Genomic DNA, 19,686 nt, shown 5'->3' on the forward strand with positions numbered 1-19,686 from the left:
CCCGGTGCCTTACCGCTTGGCGATACCCCAACAGAAATTCTTTGATTGAAAATAAAGAAGATTTTATTTAGATAGTATGGCTGGGGTACTAGGATTCGAACCTAGGGATGCCGAGATCAAAACCCGGTGCCTTACCGCTTGGCGATACCCCAACTACTATTTGACTGCAAGCTGATAAATGGTGCGGGACGAGGGACTTGAACCCACACACCTCTCGGCGCCAGAACCTAAATCTGGTGCGTCTACCAATTTCGCCAGTCCCGCAAATTTGGTGGCTACAGCGAGATTCGAACTTGCGACCCCAACATTATGAGTGTTGTGCTCTAACCAACTGAGCTATGTAGCCATCATTTGCTTTACCTTATCGGCTTTGCGGGGCGTATTATCCTGATTTGACCTATTCTCGTCAATCATTTTTTTGCAAAAAACGGATTTTTTGATTTAGTTGATTATAAATAAAACGCTTTTGCTATTTTTTGTTCACATCAAGAACGGAGATCATTCCCACAAAATGCTTCCAATGCAAAGAGCTAAATTGCCCTGGAATGTACCAATTAGAAATGGTTCCATCAAGATATAAAGCATCCTGGCAACCAATTTTAAGCAAACCTTGACTCAAGGTATAAAGATTAGGCTCACCTTTTATCGTCATCAAAAATAGTAATTCATTTTGCTTCGTCAAACACACTGCATTACGCTTATGATAGCTTTCTAGATTTGCTTTAAATTGCGAATTCATTTTGCCATGAATAATCAACATCGGGCCTGATTGAAGCGCAAAATCTGGCTTGAGTTTGCTTTTCTGATAAGCGACTGTAGTTAAAATGTAGGGCTTATTTTTTGCAATGGCAAACACACCATTGGGTTGTACATGAAAGTTACCTTTGCCTGATTTTGTATTTAACGCATTGAGCTCTTTTCCATGTTCAATCCATAATCCCGCTGGCGTGTTATTCATGCTATAAATGCCTGCATTCATGATCATTTTCACGTTATAGCTAGGCTCTAAGGCATTTTTGAGACGCGTTAGACTTTGATAATCTTTACCTTCAGCATCTTTCCAATGTAGCTGTACTTCTTCAGGCTTTGCTTGAAAAATTCCGTAAGTAATATTGCCATCATCAAAAGTTCGGTATTCCGCTAGGGCTGGCACACTCATCAGTAACGATGCGCTACTGAAAAGTGCGGTCAAAAATTTAATCGTTTTTTTCATTTAAAGGATGGGTTAAATGCAACGCATTTGAAAAGGCATGCAACCCTTCTGCATTACCCGATCTCATCATGGATTGCATAGTTTGGGTTGGTGTATGAATGAGTTTATTTGTTAATTTATAACTTAATTCTTGTAGAATCTTTTCAGCATTCTCACCTTGTTGAATTTGGTGTAACGCTTTTTCGAGTAATTCTTGGCGAGTATTTTCTGCCTCATCACGATAATGACGAATTAAATTAGAGAACTGTTGCACTTTCAACCACTCAAAGAAGGCATTACATTCTTGCGTGATGATATCTTGTGCTTGCTCTGATGCTTGCTCACGTTGAGAAAGATTACGTTGGATAATATCTTGCAAATCATCCACGGTGTAATGATATACACTTTCTAATTCCGAGACGTTTTCATCAATATCACGAGGTACGGCGATATCAACCATTAAAGTCGGTCTAAATTGGCGTGCTTTCTCCGCAATTTCAGCCATCGCTTTAGTGATTAAAATAGTCGGACTTCCTGTAGAGCTGATAACAATATCGGCTTGATTTAGCGGGGTTTGCAATTCATCAAGCGAATACACATCAATCGGTGTATTAGACGCTAATTTTTCCACCAACTGCTCAGCACGAGATAAAGTGCGGTTAGCAATCATCAATTTTTTTACACCGTGGCGTAATAAATGACGACTCACCAATTCAATGGTTTCCCCTGCCCCAACGAGCAAAATTTGTAATTCACGTAGAGATTCAAAAATTTGACGCGCTAAGCTACAAGCTGCATAAGCCACCGATACAGCACTTTCACCAATATTGGTTTCAGTACGCACTCGTTTTGCTGTTGCAAAGGTTTTTTGGAACAATCGAGAAAGCGTGCTCGAAAGCGGAATATTCGCCGCTTGATAATAATCTTCACTAATTTGGAAAGCTTGCTTCACCTGTCCTAAAATTTGCGGCTCCCCCAAAATTAATGAATCCAAACCACAGGCCACTCGCATTAAATGATTTGCGGCTTGTTGATTTTGATGTGTGTAAATACTTTTATTTAACTCATCCACAGAAAGCTGATGAATGTTAGCAAACCAATTTGTACAGTTCGTTTGCCATTGCTTACACTCTTGGGGGGAAATTTGACGATGGTGAAGATAAATCTCTGTACGGTTACAAGTAGAAAGAATAACCGCACTTTCAGCCAAATCTTGTTGGTGAATTTGTTGTAAGGCAAGCTGCCGCTTTTCTTCAGAAAAAGCGACTTTCTCACGAACAGCGACAGAAGCTGTTTTATGATTAATGCCTAGAACAAGAAGGGTCATAAAAACCTAATAAAAACAACCGCACTTTTATGAACATGCGGCTTAAGTAGAAAGTAAAAGTTTCGCTATTTTAATGAATTGTTGAGAATTGAGCAAATTTCAATAGAAAAAACTCAAACAAATAACTAAAATGAGTTAAAACTTATCTTTCGCTAAACGCCATTGTGTAAATTCGTCTAAATTTTTTGCCTGTAAAAACGGATTAATTTGTTTCTCTAATCCAATTGTTGTCGGCAAACTCTGTTTCCCCTCTGATCGATAACGCTCCACTAAAACACGTTGATTTTCAACCGCACTTTTATCCGCCAATACGGTTTCCGCAAAAGCTAAATTACCCAGCGTATATTCATGAGCCGGGCAAACCACGGTTTCATTAGGTAATTGATTAAAACTCTGCATGGTTTCAAACATTTGAGCAAAATTTCCCGTGAACACGCGACCACAGCCCGCAGAAAATAACGCATCGCCACAAAATAGATGCCCATCCACTAAATAGCTGACATGCCCTGCCGTATGGCCACCGCTTGGCAAAACTTCAATATGATAATGTGCCGTATTAATCACACCACTATCCACGATATTGGTTGCTCCTTTATTTGCACATTCTGTTGGGCCGAAAACAGGTACATTTGGATAATATTGCTTAAATTCCGCGACACCTTGCACATGATCATCGTGATTATGGGTTAATAACACCGCCTCTACGTCTAACTTATTCGATTCTAAATACGGAATTAAACGGGTTATTTCTGGGATATCGATCACAATTACGGGGAAATTTTCTCGTCTATAAAGCCAAATATAGTTATCATTGAGCGCAGGAATAGGAACTAGCATAAATTACCTTATGAAAATAGGATTAACATTGAATTGGAAAGCCAAATGGCACAAACCACTTCTTTCACCTGAAAGTTGGCAAGCGTTACCACAAGGTGAAGCCTATTGTAACGTATTAACCGATTATTTTGCCCAATGGACACCAAAAATTTTAGGCTATCAAATTCTGAAAATCGGGGCTTTAAGTGGTGAAATCGCCTTTGACTTGCCTTTACGTCACCAAATTGTATTAGCTGAAAAAACAGCGTATTTTCCTACCGCACTTTTAAATGAAAGTGATAGCTTACTCCAAGCATCGCCATTAGCCTTGCCTTTTATTGAAAAAGAAATGGATGCCTGCTTATTGGCAAACACCTTAAATTTTGCGCAAGATCCTCACCAAATATTGCGTGAAGCACATCGCGTTTTAAAGGATGACGGCTGGATTTTCATCACGTTATTTAGTCCGATTAGTCCATTGCTTTTCAAACCGAAGTTAGGTGACTTCAAATTCCGACAATATGCTACTTGGCGAGTCATTGACTGGTTATCGTTATTAAATTTTGATGTGATTGCAGAAGAAAGACTATCTATAAAACAAGAAAAGATCACGCTCTGCTCTCCGCTCACGGTCATCGTTGCTCAAAAACGAACCTATCCATTAACACTAAATCCTGAGAAAGCGCGGTCAAAAATGCCGGCGTTTTTAGAGCCGGCAGGTGCATTTAAAGAAATAAGAACAGAATGATTATTCTGTTACTTCTTTGATTACTGCAGAAGATGCGTTATTGATCACTGACTCAACGCCTTTTTCTGCTGCAGCTTGAGAAGAATAATATTGGCTACGGCCAATTTCTTGGTGGTTAGCTGCTTTTAATACGAAATAAGGTTTATCATTTTTCGCTACGCGATATTCAAAGTTTTTCGCATCTACGCCATTTTTTTGCACTGAAGCAATACCGTTTTCAGCTGATGCTTTAGTTTTATAAAGTTCGCTAGTTAAAATCACTTGTCCGTTTGCTGCTTTTAAGTTGAACATAAATTGTCCGTCTTTAGCCACTTTTAATTCATAAAATCCTTGAGCCATAATATCTCCCAATTGGTTGATTTGTTTATAATTTTACCCACACAGAAAATGCCTTTCTGCGCCAAGCTAATTTACCCTTAAAAATCAAGGAAAACAAGAGCAAAAGTGAATAAATTTTATGCTTGATTAGCTCTCTAAACTCCCCTATGATGCTGGGGCTTTTTATAACAGGAACAATTATGACCGAACAAACATTTATTCCCGGCAAAGATGCCGCACTTGAAGACAGTATTTCAAAATTTCAACAAAAATTGACCGCACTTGGTTTCAATATTGAAGAAGCCTCTTGGCTTAATCCTGTGCCAAATGTATGGTCTGTACACATTCGTGATAAGGATTGCGCACAATGTTTTTCTAACGGCAAAGGCGCAAGTAAAAAAGCAGCGTTAGCATCTGCATTAGGTGAATATTTCGAACGTCTTTCCACCAACTATTTCTTTGCTGATTTCTATTTAGGACAAGAAATTGCTAACGGTGATTTTGTTCATTACCCAACTGAAAAATGGTTTCCAATTGAAGACGACGCCCTTTTACCAGAGGGAATTTTAGATGATTATCTATGGGATTATTTCGATCCAAATCAAGAACTAACCCCAGAATTGCTTGTGGATCTGCAATCCGGTAATTACGATCGTGGTATTGTCGCCATGCCTTATGTGCGCCAATCCGATCAACAAACCGTCTATATTCCGCAAAGTATCATTGCGAATTTATATGTTTCTAATGGGATGTCAGCTGGCAACACAAAAAATGAAGCGCGTGTGCAAGGGCTTTCAGAAGTCTTTGAGCGCTATGTGAAAAATCGCATTATTGCAGAAGCGATCAGTCTTCCTGAAATTCCAAAATCCGTCATGGATCGCTATCCATCCATTCAAGCCTCTATTGCCAAATTAGAGGAAGAAGGTTTCCCTATTTATGCCTTTGACGCCTCATTAGGTGGCAAATATCCTGTGATTTGCGTGGTATTGCTCAACCCCAATAACGGCACGTGCTTTGCCTCTTTTGGTGCACATCCAAACTTTCAAGTGGCACTAGAGCGTACCGTAACGGAGCTTTTACAAGGCCGCAGTTTAAAAGATCTCGATGTATTCTCGCCTCCATCATTCAATAACGATGATGTAGCTGAACACGCTAACCTTGAAACTCACTTCATTGATTCTAGTGGTTTGATTTCTTGGGATTTATTTAAAAATACGCCAGATTATGTATTTGTAGATTGGGATTTTTCAGGTTCAACGCAAGAAGAATATGAAAACTTGATGGCAATCTTTAATACAGAGGGAAAAGAAGTCTATATCATGGATTATAACCATTTAGACGTTTACGCTTGCCGCATTATTGTGCCTAGCATGTCTGATATCTACCCTGCTGATGACCTCATTTATGCTAATAACAATATGGGGATGGACTGGCGCGAGATCTTATTAGATTTACCACACCATCATCATGATGCTGAAACTTATGAAGAGTTATTAGCAGAATTAGATGAGCAAGATATTGACGATGCCACACGTGTTCGAGAATTTATCGGTATCGTGGCACCAAAAGCAAGCGGTTGGACAACATTACGTGTTGGTGAGCTCAAATCCATGCTTTACTTAGCATTAGGTGAATTAGAATTAGCCTTAGATTGGGCAAACTGGACGATGAATATGAACAGCTCTGTGTTTACACCAGAGCGTACAAATTACTATCGTGCTTTAATCAGTATCATTGAATTGCATTTAGACAATACTCGCGATCCTCAAGAATATCGTACTGTATTTGAAAGAATGTATAGCAAAGAAGCTGTTCAACAAGCTTGGGCTGCGGTGGCAGAAAAAGGTAATCCGTTCTATAACTTGCCAGCCAGCGATGAAACGCTTGAAAACTTTAAAGAACATCAAGCTTTACTTGGCGCTTATGCGAAATTACAAAAAGCTAAACGAGAAAATTGGAAATAGACGATTTTCTCTCAATCATAAGGCGGACTTTATGTCTGCCTTATTTATTTCCGCATTAAAAAACTGCTTTAAAATCAACCGCACTTTTCACACAAAAACGCTTAAATTTATGCTATAATTCGTCACAATTTTTTGATCAAAAAAGGAATAAAAATGACGGATTCAATCCATTCCTCTATTACCCCAGTCAATATTGAAGAAGAACTAAAATCTTCTTACCTTGACTACGCCATGTCGGTGATTGTTGGGCGTGCTTTGCCCGATGTGCGTGACGGTTTAAAACCGGTGCATCGACGTGTGCTTTTCTCCATGGATCAATCTGGCATCACTGCCGGCAAAAAATACGTAAAATCTGCCCGTGTGGTAGGTGATGTAATCGGTAAATATCACCCGCACGGTGATTCTGCGGTGTACGACACCATTGTGCGTATGGCACAGCCGTTCTCATTGCGCTACATGTTGGTAGATGGGCAAGGTAACTTCGGTTCAATCGACGGTGACGCGCCTGCGGCAATGCGTTATACCGAAGTCCGTATGCAAAGAATCACCCAAGCGTTATTAACTGACTTGGATAAAGAAACCGTAAATTTCTCGCCAAACTATGATGGCGAATTAATGATTCCGGATGTATTACCAACCCGTATTCCTGCACTTTTAGCAAACGGTTCGTCCGGTATCGCGGTGGGGATGGCAACCAACATTCCACCACATAACTTAAATGAAGTTTTAGATGGCTGCTTGGCTTATATTGATAACGAAAACATCACCATTGATGAGTTAATGCAATATATTCCTGGCCCAGACTTCCCGACAGCGGCATTAATTAATGGCCGTAAAGGGATCGAAGAAGCTTATCGCACCGGTCGCGGCAAAGTGTATGTTCGCGCTCGTGCTAGCGTAGAAACCACAGATAAAGGCAAAGAGCAAATCATTGTTACCGAATTACCTTATCAGGTGAATAAAGCCAAATTAGTGGAAAAAATTGCTGAGCTTATCAAAGATAAAAAAATCGAAGGCATCAGCAATATTATCGACCTTTCTAACAAAGAAGGGATCCGCATTGAAATTGACATCAAACGTGATGCCGTAGGTGAAGTGGTATTAAATCACCTTTATGCCCTTACCCAAATGCAGGTGACTTTCGGGATCAACATGGTGGCCTTAGATCACGGTCAACCACGTTTATTCAACTTAAAACAAATCATTGAAGCCTTTGTGATGCACCGTCGCGAAGTGGTGATTCGCCGTTCTTTATTTGAATTGCGTAAAGCCCGCGAGCGTACGCATATTTTAGAAGGTTTAGCGGTTGCAACATCAAATATCGATGAAATCATCGATATCATCCGTCAATCGAAAGAGCGTAAAGAAGCGGCGGAAAAATTAATTTCTCGTCCTTGGAAACTGAATAACGAAATTTTAGGTTTGTTTGATGCAGCGGCACGTCCGGCTGAGTTAGCGGCTGAATTTGGTATTAAAGGTTCTGATTACTACCTTTCTCCTGAACAAGTTGATGCAATCCTAGAACTTCGCTTACATCGCTTAACTGGTCTAGCTACCGAAGAAGTGATCAATGAATACAAAGAGTTATTAGTTAAAATTACAGAACTTCTGCACATCATCAACAGCCCTGAGCGCTTGATGGAAGTGATTCGTGAAGAGCTTGAACAAGTACGTGCACAATTCGCCGATGAACGTCGTACTGAAATTACCGCAGCTTCCGGTGATATTGATTTAGAAGATTTAATTGCCCAAGAAGATGTTGTCGTGACCCTTTCTCACGAAGGTTATGTGAAATATCAACCACTTACCGACTACGAAGCTCAACGTCGTGGTGGTAAAGGTAAATCCGCAACGAAGATGAAAGATGAAGACTTCATCGAAAAACTCTTAGTGGCGAATACTCACGATACGATTCTCTGCTTCTCTAGCCGTGGTCGTTTATATTGGTTGAAAGTCTATCAATTACCACAAGCGAGCCGTGGCGCGCGTGGTCGTCCGATTGTGAATATTCTACCGTTACAAGAAAACGAACGTATCACTGCAATCTTGCCAATCTCTGCTTATGAAGAAGATAAATTCGTCATCATGGCAACGGCCGGCGGTATTGTGAAGAAAATTGCACTAACCGAATTCAGCCGTCCACGTTCAAGCGGTATCATCGCCTTGAACTTACGTGATGAAGATGAATTAATCGGTGTGGATATCACTGACGGTTCTAACGAAATCATGTTGTTCTCTTCGCAAGGTCGCGTAGTACGTTTCGCGGAAAGTGCAGTCCGTGCAATGGGGCGTTTAGCAACAGGTGTACGCGGTATTAAACTTGCCCTTACTAATGACATCGCTGACGATGAAAGTGCGGTCGAAATTGAAGAGGTTTCTGACGATAATGCAGAAGAAACCCTCGATCTCAATATCGATAAAGTGGTTTCCTTAGTTGTACCGAAAAATGATGGTGCAATTCTTACCGCAACGCAAAATGGTTACGGTAAACGCACACAATTAAGCGAATACCCAACCAAATCCCGTAATACCAAAGGGGTGATTTCGATTAAAGTGAGCGAACGTAACGGTAAAGTCGTTGCGGCGACACAAGTGGAAGAAACCGACCAAATTATGCTTATTACCGATGCGGGTACCTTAGTGCGCACTCGTGTAAGTGAAGTGAGCATCGTTGGCCGTAACACTCAAGGGGTTCGTTTAATTCGCACCGCAGAAGATGAGCATGTAGTCAGTCTTGAGCGTGTTTGTGATGTGGATGATGAAGACGAAGGCTCTGAAGATGTGACTTCTGAAGAATAATTGGCCTTCCATTAAATAAAAGCCCCGCGTTTTGACACGCGGGGCTTTTTTATTATTGTCTAAAAATCTCTTTTAGGGATCTATTCTATTGATGAAAACTACTCGCCTTCTTCTAATTCATCAGCCATTGCAGCCAAGATTTCACGGGTTAAATACGCTAATGAACGATAGAAAGGAAGTGTGGCATAAGTTTCCACTTGGGTTAAGAATTTCGCTGCACAAGGTAATAAGAAATCACCGAATAAATCTTGTTGAGCGGATAGCGATTCCGTGTTGTCTTCTAACCAAGAGGCTGTAAGCAATAACAAGGCGAAATGATCCACATTCTCTGCCTCTGGCACGTTACGAGCATGACGGAAATCCATAAAACGTTGCACATCTATATCATAACTTGAAATAGCTGTCGGCACGTTACCGTTTGGACCAAACAATTTTTGATATTCTTGATCAAGTAACGTTAAATCAATTTTCATCTGTAAATTATCAATGGCGGCTTCACTTTCTTTATCTGTAGAAAGTGCCCAAACTTGACTTAAACCTTGTTGTTGCAGCCAATCAAATACTCCACTTAAAATTGGATCCGTAGGGCTGCGATAAAATAAATTGCCGAATAAGCGGCTAATTAAAGAGAAATTATTGACTTGAGTTTCTGACATCCGTTGCTTTCCTATAATTGTGCTCACTATTGAGCTAAAAGTGCGGTCAATTTTGCCGTTGTTTTTTCAGCGGCTTCGTCAAGCATCGCTTGGCGGGCTCCATCATCGATAATGTGAATATCTCCGAACAGCGTGTAATCCACATTTTCAATACCGCAATAATTAAATAAACCATTAACCAAACAATGATTAAGGGATTTATCTACGCCAAATTCTTGGTATTGCGCCACGCTGCTACCAATGGTGATAAATTGCTGCATTGCTTTACCGTGAATAAGCCCTTTGGACTCACCATTCTCCGTTTTATAGGCAAAACCATGCGTGAGTACGCGGTCTAAATAGCCTTTTAGCATCGCCGGAAAGCCCATCCACCACAACGGATAAACCATCGTAATCAAATCCGCTTGGCGAATAAATTCATGTTCCTGCTGGATTTCTGCTGGGATAATGCCTTTATTGGCCGATTGTAATTCTTCAAAGGAAATAATCGGGTTAAATTCCATCGTGTACAGATCACGCAAATGGGTTTCAACACCAAGTTGTTGGCTTGCTTTTACAATACGTTCCACGATTGCACGACCAAAACTTTTTTGGCTATTGGGATGTGCAAAAATAATTAAATGATTCATTCTGCTACCTTTTTAACTAACAATGTGATGCCATCAACGCGTTCGACCACCACAAGATCATTCACCGTTAAATGCTCGCCTTGAATGCGCCATGTAGTATCAGCAAAAGCACCTCGACCAATCCCGTTAGAACCGATTTCTAATACCGTACCTTTTTTACCTAACAGAGTATGATCTCTTTGATTTAAGGTTGTATGAGATTGATCCTGATTATCTTTGCTATGTTGGTATTTCCACCAAAGCAACGAGAGAATAATCGCTAAAATTGCATAAAAAACGGCTAACGCGGTTAAGGATAAACTCGGCACCAACGCCATTACGCCTGCTGCCACAATCGCAGCCAAGCCCCACCACAATAAAAATACGCCGGGTACAAGGATTTCAGCAATTAACAATACAAAACCTAATACCAACCAATGCCAAACCGACCAAGTTGTTAACCAATCTGCCATATCAACTCCTTGAGAGAAAAAGTGCGGTCATTTTTAACCGCACTTTAAGAAATTACGCTTTTTTATCGCCTTTTAACAGTTCGGCAATACCCGCTACCGAGCCAATTAAATTGCCTGCTTCAAGCGGCATCATAACCACTTTACTATTCGGTGAGCCACCGATTTGTTTTAAAGCTTCCGTGTATTTTTGTGCGATAAAGTAATTGATCGCTTTGGTATCACCGCTAGCAATCGCTTCTGACACCATTTGGGTTGCTTTCGCTTCCGCTTCCGCTGCACGTTCACGTGCTTCTGCTTGTAAGAAGGCTTCTTGACGCTCCCCTTCCGCTTTCAGAATACGGGCTTGTTTTTCCCCTTCTGCACGTAGAATTTCCGCCTGACGAATCCCTTCCGCTTCCAAGACTTCCGCACGTTTATTACGTTCTGCCTTCATTTGCGCATTCATGGAATCAATCAATTCACGTGGTGGACGCACATCACGAATTTCAATACGGGTAACTTTAATCCCCCAAGGATTGGTCGCCTCATCCACAATTGCCAACAAACGACCGTTAATGGAGTCACGTTGGGAAAGCATTTCATCCAATTCCATCGAACCTAATACGGTACGAATGTTGGTCATAGTTAAATTGATAATCGCCTGTTCTAAATGGTTCACTTCATAAGCTGCACTACGAGCATCAATCACCTGAACGAAACAGACCGCATCAATGGATACGTTGGCGTTATCCTTAGAAATGACTTCTTGTGAGGGAATATCTAATACCTGTTCCATCATATTGATCTTACGGCCAACACGATCCACAAATGGTACGACAAAGTTTAAGCCAGGCATTAAAGTGTGGGTATAACGCCCAAAACGCTCAATCGTCCAGTTATAACCTTGCGGTACAGTTTTGAGTGCTGAAAAAAGTACGACTACAACTAATACAATAAAGACGATTGCGGCAACGGATAAGCCTTCCATAGATTGCTCCTTAATGTGAGGAAATATGAGAAAAGTCTAACAAATTAGACCGCACTTTGTATATAAATATATTTATCGTTTTCTCTTATAAATTCAAAAAGATGTGTAATGCAATTCGGGGCATCTAAATCTTGATGAGAAACAAATAAAAGCTGTGTTTCACTATTATTAACGAGTTGCTCAATAAAATGTTTTACTAACTTGCGATTTAATCCATCAAGCCCTTGAAAAGGCTCATCTAAAATTAAAACAGGTGGATGCTTCACCATCGCTCGTGTAATTAAAAGCAAACGTTGCTGTCCCCAAGAAAGTGAACGAAATGGCTTTTTTGCTAAATGAGTCAGATTTAAACGAGCTAACCATTGCATGGCTTTCAAACGAATTGCCTCTGGCACTTGTTGATAAATCCCAATACTGTCAAAAAAACCTGAAATGATCACATCTAGCACGGAACAATTCACACGATAATCTAAATGCAGTTGGCTGCTTACGTAACCAATTTTTTGTTTGATATCCCAAATGGTTTCGCCTGAACCACGTTGTTTACCAAAAATCACCACATGATTCGCAAAGGCTTGAGGATGATCACCTGTAATTAACGAAAGTAAGGTTGACTTCCCTGCTCCATTTGGTCCTTTAATCCACCAATTTTGATTTGGCTGAACAACCCAATTTAAATGATCCAAAATCACTTTATCGCCATACTGAACTGTAACATTTTTAAGTTCAAAGTGCGGTTGGTTTTCAGATAGTTTTAGTAATGGTGAGGCCGGCTCAGGCAACGCAACATCAACAGACTGTTCCACATACACTAATTGTTGATAAATACTTTGTTGCTCAATGGATTGGCGTACACCTTCTAATACTAACTCTAAATTTTCCAACATGGCTAAATGAGTGGACTGTTCTGGAATATCTGCGAGACGATTAACGATCAGAACGATAGCACATTCTTTTTTCAGTTCGTTCAGCATCGCCATCCAATCTTGTACTGATTGCTGATCTAGCCCTTCAAAAGGTTCATCTAAAATTAATAGATCGGGCTTTTGTAATAATGCTTGTGCCAATAAGACTTTTCGAGTTTCCCCAGTGGAAAGTTTGATAAAGAAACGATCTAAGAGATAAGTAATACCTAATTTTTCTGCAATTTGTTCACAAAAAGCCAGCTCCGTACTGCCATTTAAAATGGTTTCTCTTGCCGTTTTACCAAAGAAATCTGGATCAGTATCATCGTTGTTTAAATTCTTTAACGTGGCTTCAAGAATTTCTCGTTGTTTTTCAAAAGAAAAGGAGTGAACACGTTTAAAAGAATTATGATACACCCCTTCCTGTAAAGGCAACTCATTTTGCAAAGCTAACGCAAACGCTGATTTTCCACTCCCATTACCGCCTACCACAACCCAATATTGTTGTGGCTCAATCGCAAAGTGCGGTAAGTTTAAGGTCTGTTTTTGATAAAGCTTAAATTTTGCTTGCTGAATTAAAAGTGCCATTCTCTTTCCCTTAAAAACAAAAGGCGAGCAATTGCCCGCCTTGTGAAATGAATTGAATTAACCGTTTTTACGCTCTTCTTCGATACATACTGCCGCAGTAAATAATACGTCAGTTGAAGAGTTAAGTGCTGTTTCTGTTGAGTCTTGTAAGATACCAATCACGAAACCAACACCGATCATTTGAGCTGCAATGTCATCATTAATACCAAATAAGCTACAGGCTAATGGAATTAACAATAATGAACCACCAGCCACACCAGAAGCACCACACGCACAAAGTGCCGCAACAATACTTAATAACACCGCACTAACAAAAGAAACTTCAATACCCAATGTATGAACAGCTGCTAACGTTAATACAGTAATGGTAATTGCCGCACCCGCCATGTTGATATTCGCACCTAATGGAATAGCCACAGAATAGGTTTCTTCATCAAGATTTAAGCGTTTTGCTAATTCAATGTTTACAGGAATGTTTGCTGCAGAGCTACGTGTAAAGAATGCGGTTACACCACTTTCGCGCACACAAGTCCACACTAATGGATATGGGTTACGACGAATTTTCCAATAAACGAGAATAGGATTAAGTACAAAGGCAGTAAATAGCATTGTACCAATTAACACGAATAATAAGTGAACATATCCACCTAACGCAGATAACCCTTTGTCAGATAATGTTTCAGCCACTAAACCGAATACACCGAAAGGTGCAAATGAAATAATCACGTGAACAATTTTAGAAATGCCTTCTGCAAAATCAGCCACAACCTGTTTAGTTGCATCTGATGCATGACGAAGGGCTAAACCTAAACCGATAGACCACGCTAAAACACCGATAAAGTTTGCTTTGAAAATTGCATTTAATGGGTTATCCACCACATTCAATACTAACGTTAACATGACTTGACCAACAGATTGAGGCGCTGAACTCGCATCCTCTTTTACTGCAAGAGCCACATCTGATGGGAATGCCATACTTGCAATTACTGCAGCCACAGCAGCTAAGAACGTACCCAAAAGATAAAGCACGACAATTTCTTTCATGTTACTTTTAGAGCCCACTTTCTTATTAGCGAGTGCCGCCATAACAAGGAAGAAAATTAAAATTGGTGCAACAGCACGCAATGCTTTAACAAAAATTTGACCCAGCACGCCAAAGCTAGATGCAAGATCAATACCTGCTGAATTTTTTACACTCTCATTCACCAACGCAACAAGGATCCCGAGTACCAAACCAACGGCAATTCGTTTTACCAAATTACCTTGGAAAAGAAAATGAAATAAACGTGATGTATTCATAATAGTTTTAAATAAAGATTAAGTTGAACTTCAGATCGTTACGATCCACCGAAACACGATAAAGATAGCTCAAATTTTATTTAAAAGAAAATTTTTTCTTTATTATTTTGCTAAAAAATTGAACTTTTTAAGCTAAGAATGAATTTTTTCTAAAATTTTCGCCTATAAAAAAATTTTTTCTATGCCCTATTGACATACTGTATCTAATACCAGTATATTACACCTGTATAAACAACCACTGATTAAAAACACACAAACTAAAAGGAACACAAGATGATGAACTACGCAAATACAGTTGCACAAAATGATATGACGTTTTCTTATCATCCTATGCCATTTTTCAATGATGTTGAAAGCAAATCGACATTTAATAAAAAATTAGATCTCAACCTTTATTGCATCAAACGTCCACAACAAACTTGTTTTATTCGTGTTAGCAATCCGAATATGCTTGCTTGGGGAATTGAAATGGGCGATATGTTAGTGGTTGAAAAAAATGATAGCCTTTTCATTGGTGATCTTGTCGTATTAGAAAAACAAGACGAATTCCATATTTATGAATTTGCTGGTGTAAGCGGTAATGAATTTGTATTCATGGCATTAGATTCTAAAGTGGAAAATATTAAAACAACACAATGGACAAACCTTCCATTAGTTGGCACGGTGACGAATACTATCCATCAAATGAAACCAAGAAGAGACTTAATGAAATTTGCGGCTTAAGCCAATCATCAAATAATCTAAATTCTAAATAAAGAAAAAGTGCGGTTAAAATTAACCGCACTTCTTGTTGAAATAAAATTGTCATTACATCACACGACGAGATTGTGTATAAGTTCTTGACCAGTAATCTTCATCTAATGAACTAATTGTTACACCTTGGCTTGTACTTGCATGCATAAATTGGTTATTACCAATATAAACGCCAACATGATTGTTGCGACGGAAGAACACTAAATCACCTTTACGTAATTCATGTTTTTGGATTTGGCGACCTAAATAGCGTTGTTCTGAGGTTGAACGTGGAAGTTCCATGCCATAAGCATCGAGAAAAGCAGTTTGCATAAATGCAGAGCAATCAATACCATGTTTTGAAGTGCCCCCCATTCTGTAACGAGTACCAACCCATTCGTTATAAACTTGAGCAAGCGCTTTATCACCAATTAAACCTGATTTAGGACGGTTAGTTCTTAATTTAGGGTAAACGCCCCCTTTTTTCCCATCTAAACCAGCAATCAAACCCGTTAACTCAGCATCATCACTTTCACTAATCATGCCGTTTTGTGCCTGCCCCGAGTTGTTAGAGCAGGCTGTTGTCAAAACAGCCAAACCTACAATAATCAAAATCTTCTTTAACATAGCTTTTAAATAATAAAAAAATATAAAAACAAAACTGGTCGGATTTTATCAAAAAGTCATTATGCCCGCCAGTTTTTATTGAATTTTTATGCAATTTTGTGAGTGAGATCTCAAAAAAAATAAGGACTACTCAATGAGTAGCCCTTAAAAGGATTAGAATTGATTATTTTTTCTTCGCTTTTGCATTTGGAAGATCGGTAATTGAACCTTCAAATACTTCAGCCGCAAGACCTATAGATTCATGAAGTGTCGGGTGAGCATGAATCGTTAATGCGATATCTTCTGCATCACAACCCATTTCGATCGCAAGACCGATTTCACCTAATAATTCACCACCGTTAGACCCAACGATTGCCCCACCAAGTACACGGTGAGTATCTTTATCGAAGATTAATTTGGTCATACCTTCAGCACATTCTGAAGCAATCGCACGACCTGAAGCAGCCCAAGGGAATTTAGCCACTTCGTAGTTTAAACCTTCTTGTTTACATTCTTTCTCAGTTTTACCTACCCAAGCCACTTCTGGTTCAGTATAAGCAATAGAAGGAATGACTTTTGGATCGAAGTAATGTTTTTTCCCTGCGATCACTTCCGCCGCAACGTGACCTTCATGAACACCTTTATGTGCTAACATTGGTTGGCCAACGATATCACCGATTGCAAAGATATGAGGCACATTAGTACGCATTTGTTTATCAACATGAATGAAACCACGCTCATCCACTTCAACACCTGCTTTACCAGCATCGATTAATTTACCATTTGGCGTACGACCGATTGCGACTAATACTGCATCATAACGTTTAGTATCGTTGCATGCTTTACCTTCCATTGAAACATAGATACCATCATCTTTTGCTTCAACTGCAGTCACTTTAGTTTCAAGCATTAACTTGAATTTTTTCTCAACTTGTTTGGTATAAATACCTACCACATCTTTATCTGCCGCTGGAATTACTTGGTCAAACATTTCAACCACTTCAACTTCAGAACCTAATGCATCATATACGGTACCCATCTCTAAACCGATGATACCACCGCCCATGATTAAAAGTTTTTTCGGTACTTCTTTTAATTTAAGTGCATCCGTTGAATCCCAAACGCGTGGATCTTCATGTGGAATGAATGGTAATTGAATTGGGCGAGAACCTGCTGCGATAATCGCATTATCAAATTTAATTGTGGTTGGTTTACCATCACGATCACGTGCTACTAATGTATGTGGATCGGTAAATGCCGCTAAGCCTTCAACAACGGTGACTTTACGTTGTTTAGCCATGCCTGCAAGACCACCAGTTAATTTCGCCACAACCGCTTCTTTACCTGCACGCACTTCATCTAAATCAATGCGAGGCTCTGCGAAATACACACCATTTTTGCTTGCATGTTTCGCTTCTTCAATTACTTTCGCTACGTGAAGTAATGCTTTAGAAGGGATACAACCTACGTTTAAACATACCCCACCTAATGTTGAATAACGTTCAACAAGTACTGTTTCTAAACCTAAGTCCGCACAACGGAATGCCGCTGAATAACCTGCAGGACCAGCACCAAGTACCACAACTTGGGTTTTAATTTCTTTACTCATTTTTACCTCGTAAAAACGTTCAAATTTTTGACCGCACTTGCGATCCTTTCTGTAAGATATGAGCCTAATCACTCACATCTTACCGTGTTAATTACATCACTAAGCGACGTAAGTCAGCTAATACGCCATTGATATAGCTTAAGAAACGAGCACCATCAGCACCATCGATCACGCGGTGGTCAAAAGATAATGATAATGGAAGCATTAAGCGTGGCTCAAATTCTTTACCATTCCAAACTGGTTGCATTTCTGATTTAGACACACCTAAGATAGCCACTTCAGGTGCATTTACAATTGGTGTAAAGTGAGTTGTACCAATACCGCCTAAGCTTGAAATGGTGAAACAACCACCTTGCATATCAGAACCTGAAAGTTTACCGTCACGTGCTTTTTTGGAGACTTCCATTAATTCACGAGAAAGTTCGATAATACCTTTTTTGTTCACGTTTTTAAATACAGGTACAACGAGACCGTTTGGTGTATCTACCGCTACGCCAATGTTGATGTATTTTTTAAGTGTTAATTTTTGTCCGTCTTCAGAGATAGAGCTATTGAAACGTGGGAACGCTTCCAATGCTTTCGCTACCGCTTTCATAATGAACACAACAGGTGTAATTTTCACATCCAATTTTTGTTTTTCAACAATCTTATTCTGTTCTTTACGGAATGCTTCTAAATCGGTGATATCTGTGCGATCGAAGTGAGTAACATGTGGAATCATTACCCAGTTACGATGTAAGTTCGCACCAGAGATTTTGTTGATACGGTTTAATTCAACTTCTTCTACTTCACCAAATTTGCTGAAGTCAACTTTCGGCCATGGTAATAAGCCTAAGCCTGCACCATTTGCCACACCATTACCTGCGGCTGCAGAAGAAACCGTGCCGGTTTCAAATGCTTTAACAGCGGTTTTCACGTAAGCTTGGATATCTTCTTTTACTACGCGACCTTTACGACCCGTACCTTTTACGCGATCAAGGTTGATACCGTATTCACGTGCTAAACGGCGAATCACTGGAGTTGCGTGTGCATAGCCAGCGCTTGCGACAACTTGTTCTTGGCTTAAGCCAGATACATTACCTGGTTGTGCTACCGGCGCTGCTGCAGGTGCTGCTTGAGGCGCTGGAGCTGCCGCTACTGGAGCCGCTGCAGGAGCAGGTGCTGCACCCGCCACTTCAAATTTCATAATTAATGAACCAGTTGAAACTTTATCACCTGATTTCACTAAAATTTCTTTTACCACACCCGCAAACGGAGCTGGCACTTCCATTGAGGCTTTATCGCCTTCAACGGTAATTAAAGATTGCTCTTCAGAAACGCTGTCGCCAACGGCAACCATGATTTCAGTTACGTTAACTTCATCACCACCAATATCAGGTACATTCACTTCTTTAATGGCTGAAGCTGTTGGTGCTGCTGCAGGTGCTGCCGCCTGTTGAACTAGCGCTGCGGCTGGTGCTGCACCCGCCACTTCAAATTTCATGATTAATTTGCCTGTAACAACTTTATCGCCCACGTTGATTAAAATTTCTTTTACGACACCAGCAACTGGAGCAGGGACTTCCATTGACGCTTTATCACCTTCAACATTGATGATTGATTGGTCAACTTCAACAGTATCACCGACTTTCACCATAATATCTGTCACGTTAACTTCGTCTGAGCCGATATCGGGTACATTAACTTCAACTACACTTGCAGCTGCTGGTGAGGCTGCCGGCGCAGGTGCTGCTGCCGCTGGAGCAGGCGCTGCCGCATCCGCTGACTCTAATACAAGCATTGGTGTGCCAGTTGTGACTTTATCACCCACTTTTACTAATACTTCTTTTACCACACCGGCTTCAGGTGCAGGGACTTCCATTGAAGCTTTATCACCTTCAACATTAATAATACTTTGATCAGCGGTAATGGTATCACCTACTTTCACCATCACTTCTGTTACGGTAACTTCATCACTACCGATATCAGGAATTTGAATTTGTTTTGACATGTTATCTTACCTTTAAAAAACGCAGTTAAAATCAACCGCACTTTATTTGTAGATGATCCTGTGCGTTTTAGCGCACAGGATATTGTTTA

The 19,686-nt window shown here is 40.1% G+C and carries 17 protein-coding genes and 3 tRNA genes; 4 read left to right on the top strand and 16 right to left on the bottom strand.

Annotation, left to right across the window (positions count from 1 at the left end; translation table 11 throughout):
• Positions 1-77: 77 nt before the first annotated feature.
• From HMPREF3020_RS03400 to gloB, 6 genes are all read right to left on the bottom strand, one after another.
• Positions 78-152 (bottom strand) — tRNA-Gln (locus HMPREF3020_RS03400).
• 27 nt (positions 153-179) lie between these two features.
• Positions 180-264: transfer RNA gene (locus HMPREF3020_RS03405), tRNA-Leu, on the bottom strand.
• A 5-nt stretch (positions 265-269) separates the two neighbouring features.
• A tRNA-Met gene (locus tag HMPREF3020_RS03410) sits at positions 270-346 on the bottom strand.
• Positions 347-469: 123 nt separating this feature from the next.
• Positions 470-1,213: a phosphodiester glycosidase family protein gene (locus HMPREF3020_RS03415; protein WP_070775557.1), complete on the bottom strand. Its 744-nt coding sequence runs from the start codon at positions 1,211-1,213 to the stop codon at positions 470-472.
• Positions 1,197-2,519, bottom strand: a complete 1,323-nt coding sequence (gene hemA, locus HMPREF3020_RS03420) for a glutamyl-tRNA reductase (RefSeq protein ID WP_070775558.1) — start codon at positions 2,517-2,519, stop codon at positions 1,197-1,199. Before hemA ends, HMPREF3020_RS03415 begins: the two co-directional genes overlap by 17 nt.
• Before the next feature lie 135 nt (positions 2,520-2,654).
• Entirely contained in the window at positions 2,655-3,356 is a 702-nt protein-coding gene (gene gloB, locus HMPREF3020_RS03425) for a hydroxyacylglutathione hydrolase (protein ID WP_070775559.1), read from the bottom strand.
• 10 nt (positions 3,357-3,366) lie between these two features.
• On the opposite strand from gloB, the gene HMPREF3020_RS03430 reads away from it, so the two are divergent.
• Positions 3,367-4,083 (top strand): class I SAM-dependent methyltransferase, encoded by a 717-nt coding sequence (locus HMPREF3020_RS03430; RefSeq protein ID WP_070775560.1) that lies wholly within the window; start codon positions 3,367-3,369, stop codon positions 4,081-4,083.
• On the opposite strand, the gene HMPREF3020_RS03435 is transcribed toward HMPREF3020_RS03430, so the two are convergent.
• Entirely contained in the window at positions 4,084-4,422 is a 339-nt protein-coding gene (locus HMPREF3020_RS03435; RefSeq protein ID WP_005695704.1) for a YegP family protein, read from the bottom strand.
• Positions 4,423-4,601: 179 nt separating this feature from the next.
• Between HMPREF3020_RS03435 and ycaO the strand changes: the two genes are divergently transcribed.
• Together ycaO and gyrA are read left to right on the top strand one after the other, a co-directional pair.
• A complete protein-coding gene (ycaO, locus tag HMPREF3020_RS03440) occupies positions 4,602-6,365 on the top strand; it encodes a 30S ribosomal protein S12 methylthiotransferase accessory factor YcaO (protein WP_070775561.1) in 1,764 nt (587 codons plus the stop codon).
• Positions 6,366-6,518: 153 nt separating this feature from the next.
• A complete protein-coding gene (gene gyrA, locus HMPREF3020_RS03445) occupies positions 6,519-9,164 on the top strand; it encodes a DNA topoisomerase (ATP-hydrolyzing) subunit A (RefSeq protein WP_070775562.1) in 2,646 nt (881 codons plus the stop codon).
• A 98-nt stretch (positions 9,165-9,262) separates the two neighbouring features.
• On the opposite strand, the gene HMPREF3020_RS03450 is transcribed toward gyrA, so the two are convergent.
• From HMPREF3020_RS03450 to sstT, 6 genes are read right to left on the bottom strand one after another with little or no spacing between them, the layout of a single operon-like run.
• Entirely contained in the window at positions 9,263-9,820 is a 558-nt protein-coding gene (locus HMPREF3020_RS03450) for a TorD/DmsD family molecular chaperone (protein WP_049370903.1), read from the bottom strand.
• Between the two features lie 26 nt (positions 9,821-9,846).
• Positions 9,847-10,449 (bottom strand): NAD(P)H-dependent oxidoreductase, encoded by a 603-nt coding sequence (locus tag HMPREF3020_RS03455; RefSeq protein ID WP_065243116.1) that lies wholly within the window; start codon positions 10,447-10,449, stop codon positions 9,847-9,849.
• Positions 10,446-10,901, bottom strand: a complete 456-nt coding sequence (locus HMPREF3020_RS03460; RefSeq protein WP_065243115.1) for an NfeD family protein — start codon at positions 10,899-10,901, stop codon at positions 10,446-10,448. The genes HMPREF3020_RS03455 and HMPREF3020_RS03460 overlap by 4 nt, the downstream gene beginning before the upstream one ends.
• A gap of 52 nt (positions 10,902-10,953) precedes the next feature.
• On the bottom strand, positions 10,954-11,868 hold the full coding sequence (locus tag HMPREF3020_RS03465) for an SPFH domain-containing protein (RefSeq protein WP_049370905.1): 915 nt from the start codon (positions 11,866-11,868) through the stop codon (positions 10,954-10,956).
• Between the two features lie 44 nt (positions 11,869-11,912).
• Positions 11,913-13,361, bottom strand: coding sequence for a molybdate ABC transporter ATP-binding protein ModF (gene modF, locus HMPREF3020_RS03470; protein ID WP_070775563.1), 1,449 nt, complete (start codon positions 13,359-13,361; stop codon positions 11,913-11,915).
• 57 nt (positions 13,362-13,418) lie between these two features.
• Positions 13,419-14,660, bottom strand: a complete 1,242-nt coding sequence (gene sstT, locus HMPREF3020_RS03475) for a serine/threonine transporter SstT (protein ID WP_070775564.1) — start codon at positions 14,658-14,660, stop codon at positions 13,419-13,421.
• Between the two features lie 273 nt (positions 14,661-14,933).
• Here sstT and HMPREF3020_RS03480 point away from each other — a divergent pair, with 273 nt between their 5' ends.
• On the top strand, positions 14,934-15,383 hold the full coding sequence (locus tag HMPREF3020_RS03480; RefSeq protein ID WP_080971343.1) for a LexA family protein: 450 nt from the start codon (positions 14,934-14,936) through the stop codon (positions 15,381-15,383).
• 84 nt (positions 15,384-15,467) lie between these two features.
• On the opposite strand, the gene HMPREF3020_RS03485 is transcribed toward HMPREF3020_RS03480, so the two are convergent.
• From HMPREF3020_RS03485 to aceF, 3 genes are all read right to left on the bottom strand, one after another.
• The gene (locus tag HMPREF3020_RS03485) at positions 15,468-16,019 is read right to left on the bottom strand and encodes an NlpC/P60 family protein (protein ID WP_005695690.1); all 552 of its coding nucleotides are present in this window, start codon (positions 16,017-16,019) and stop codon (positions 15,468-15,470) included.
• A 163-nt stretch (positions 16,020-16,182) separates the two neighbouring features.
• A complete protein-coding gene (lpdA, locus tag HMPREF3020_RS03490) occupies positions 16,183-17,607 on the bottom strand; it encodes a dihydrolipoyl dehydrogenase (RefSeq protein WP_070775565.1) in 1,425 nt (474 codons plus the stop codon).
• Between the two features lie 91 nt (positions 17,608-17,698).
• On the bottom strand, positions 17,699-19,597 hold the full coding sequence (aceF, locus tag HMPREF3020_RS03495; RefSeq protein ID WP_070775566.1) for a pyruvate dehydrogenase complex dihydrolipoyllysine-residue acetyltransferase: 1,899 nt from the start codon (positions 19,595-19,597) through the stop codon (positions 17,699-17,701).
• Positions 19,598-19,686: the final 89 nt, after the last annotated feature.

Source organism: Haemophilus sp. HMSC068C11, assembly GCF_001815355.1.
GTDB lineage: Bacteria > Pseudomonadota > Gammaproteobacteria > Enterobacterales > Pasteurellaceae > Haemophilus_D.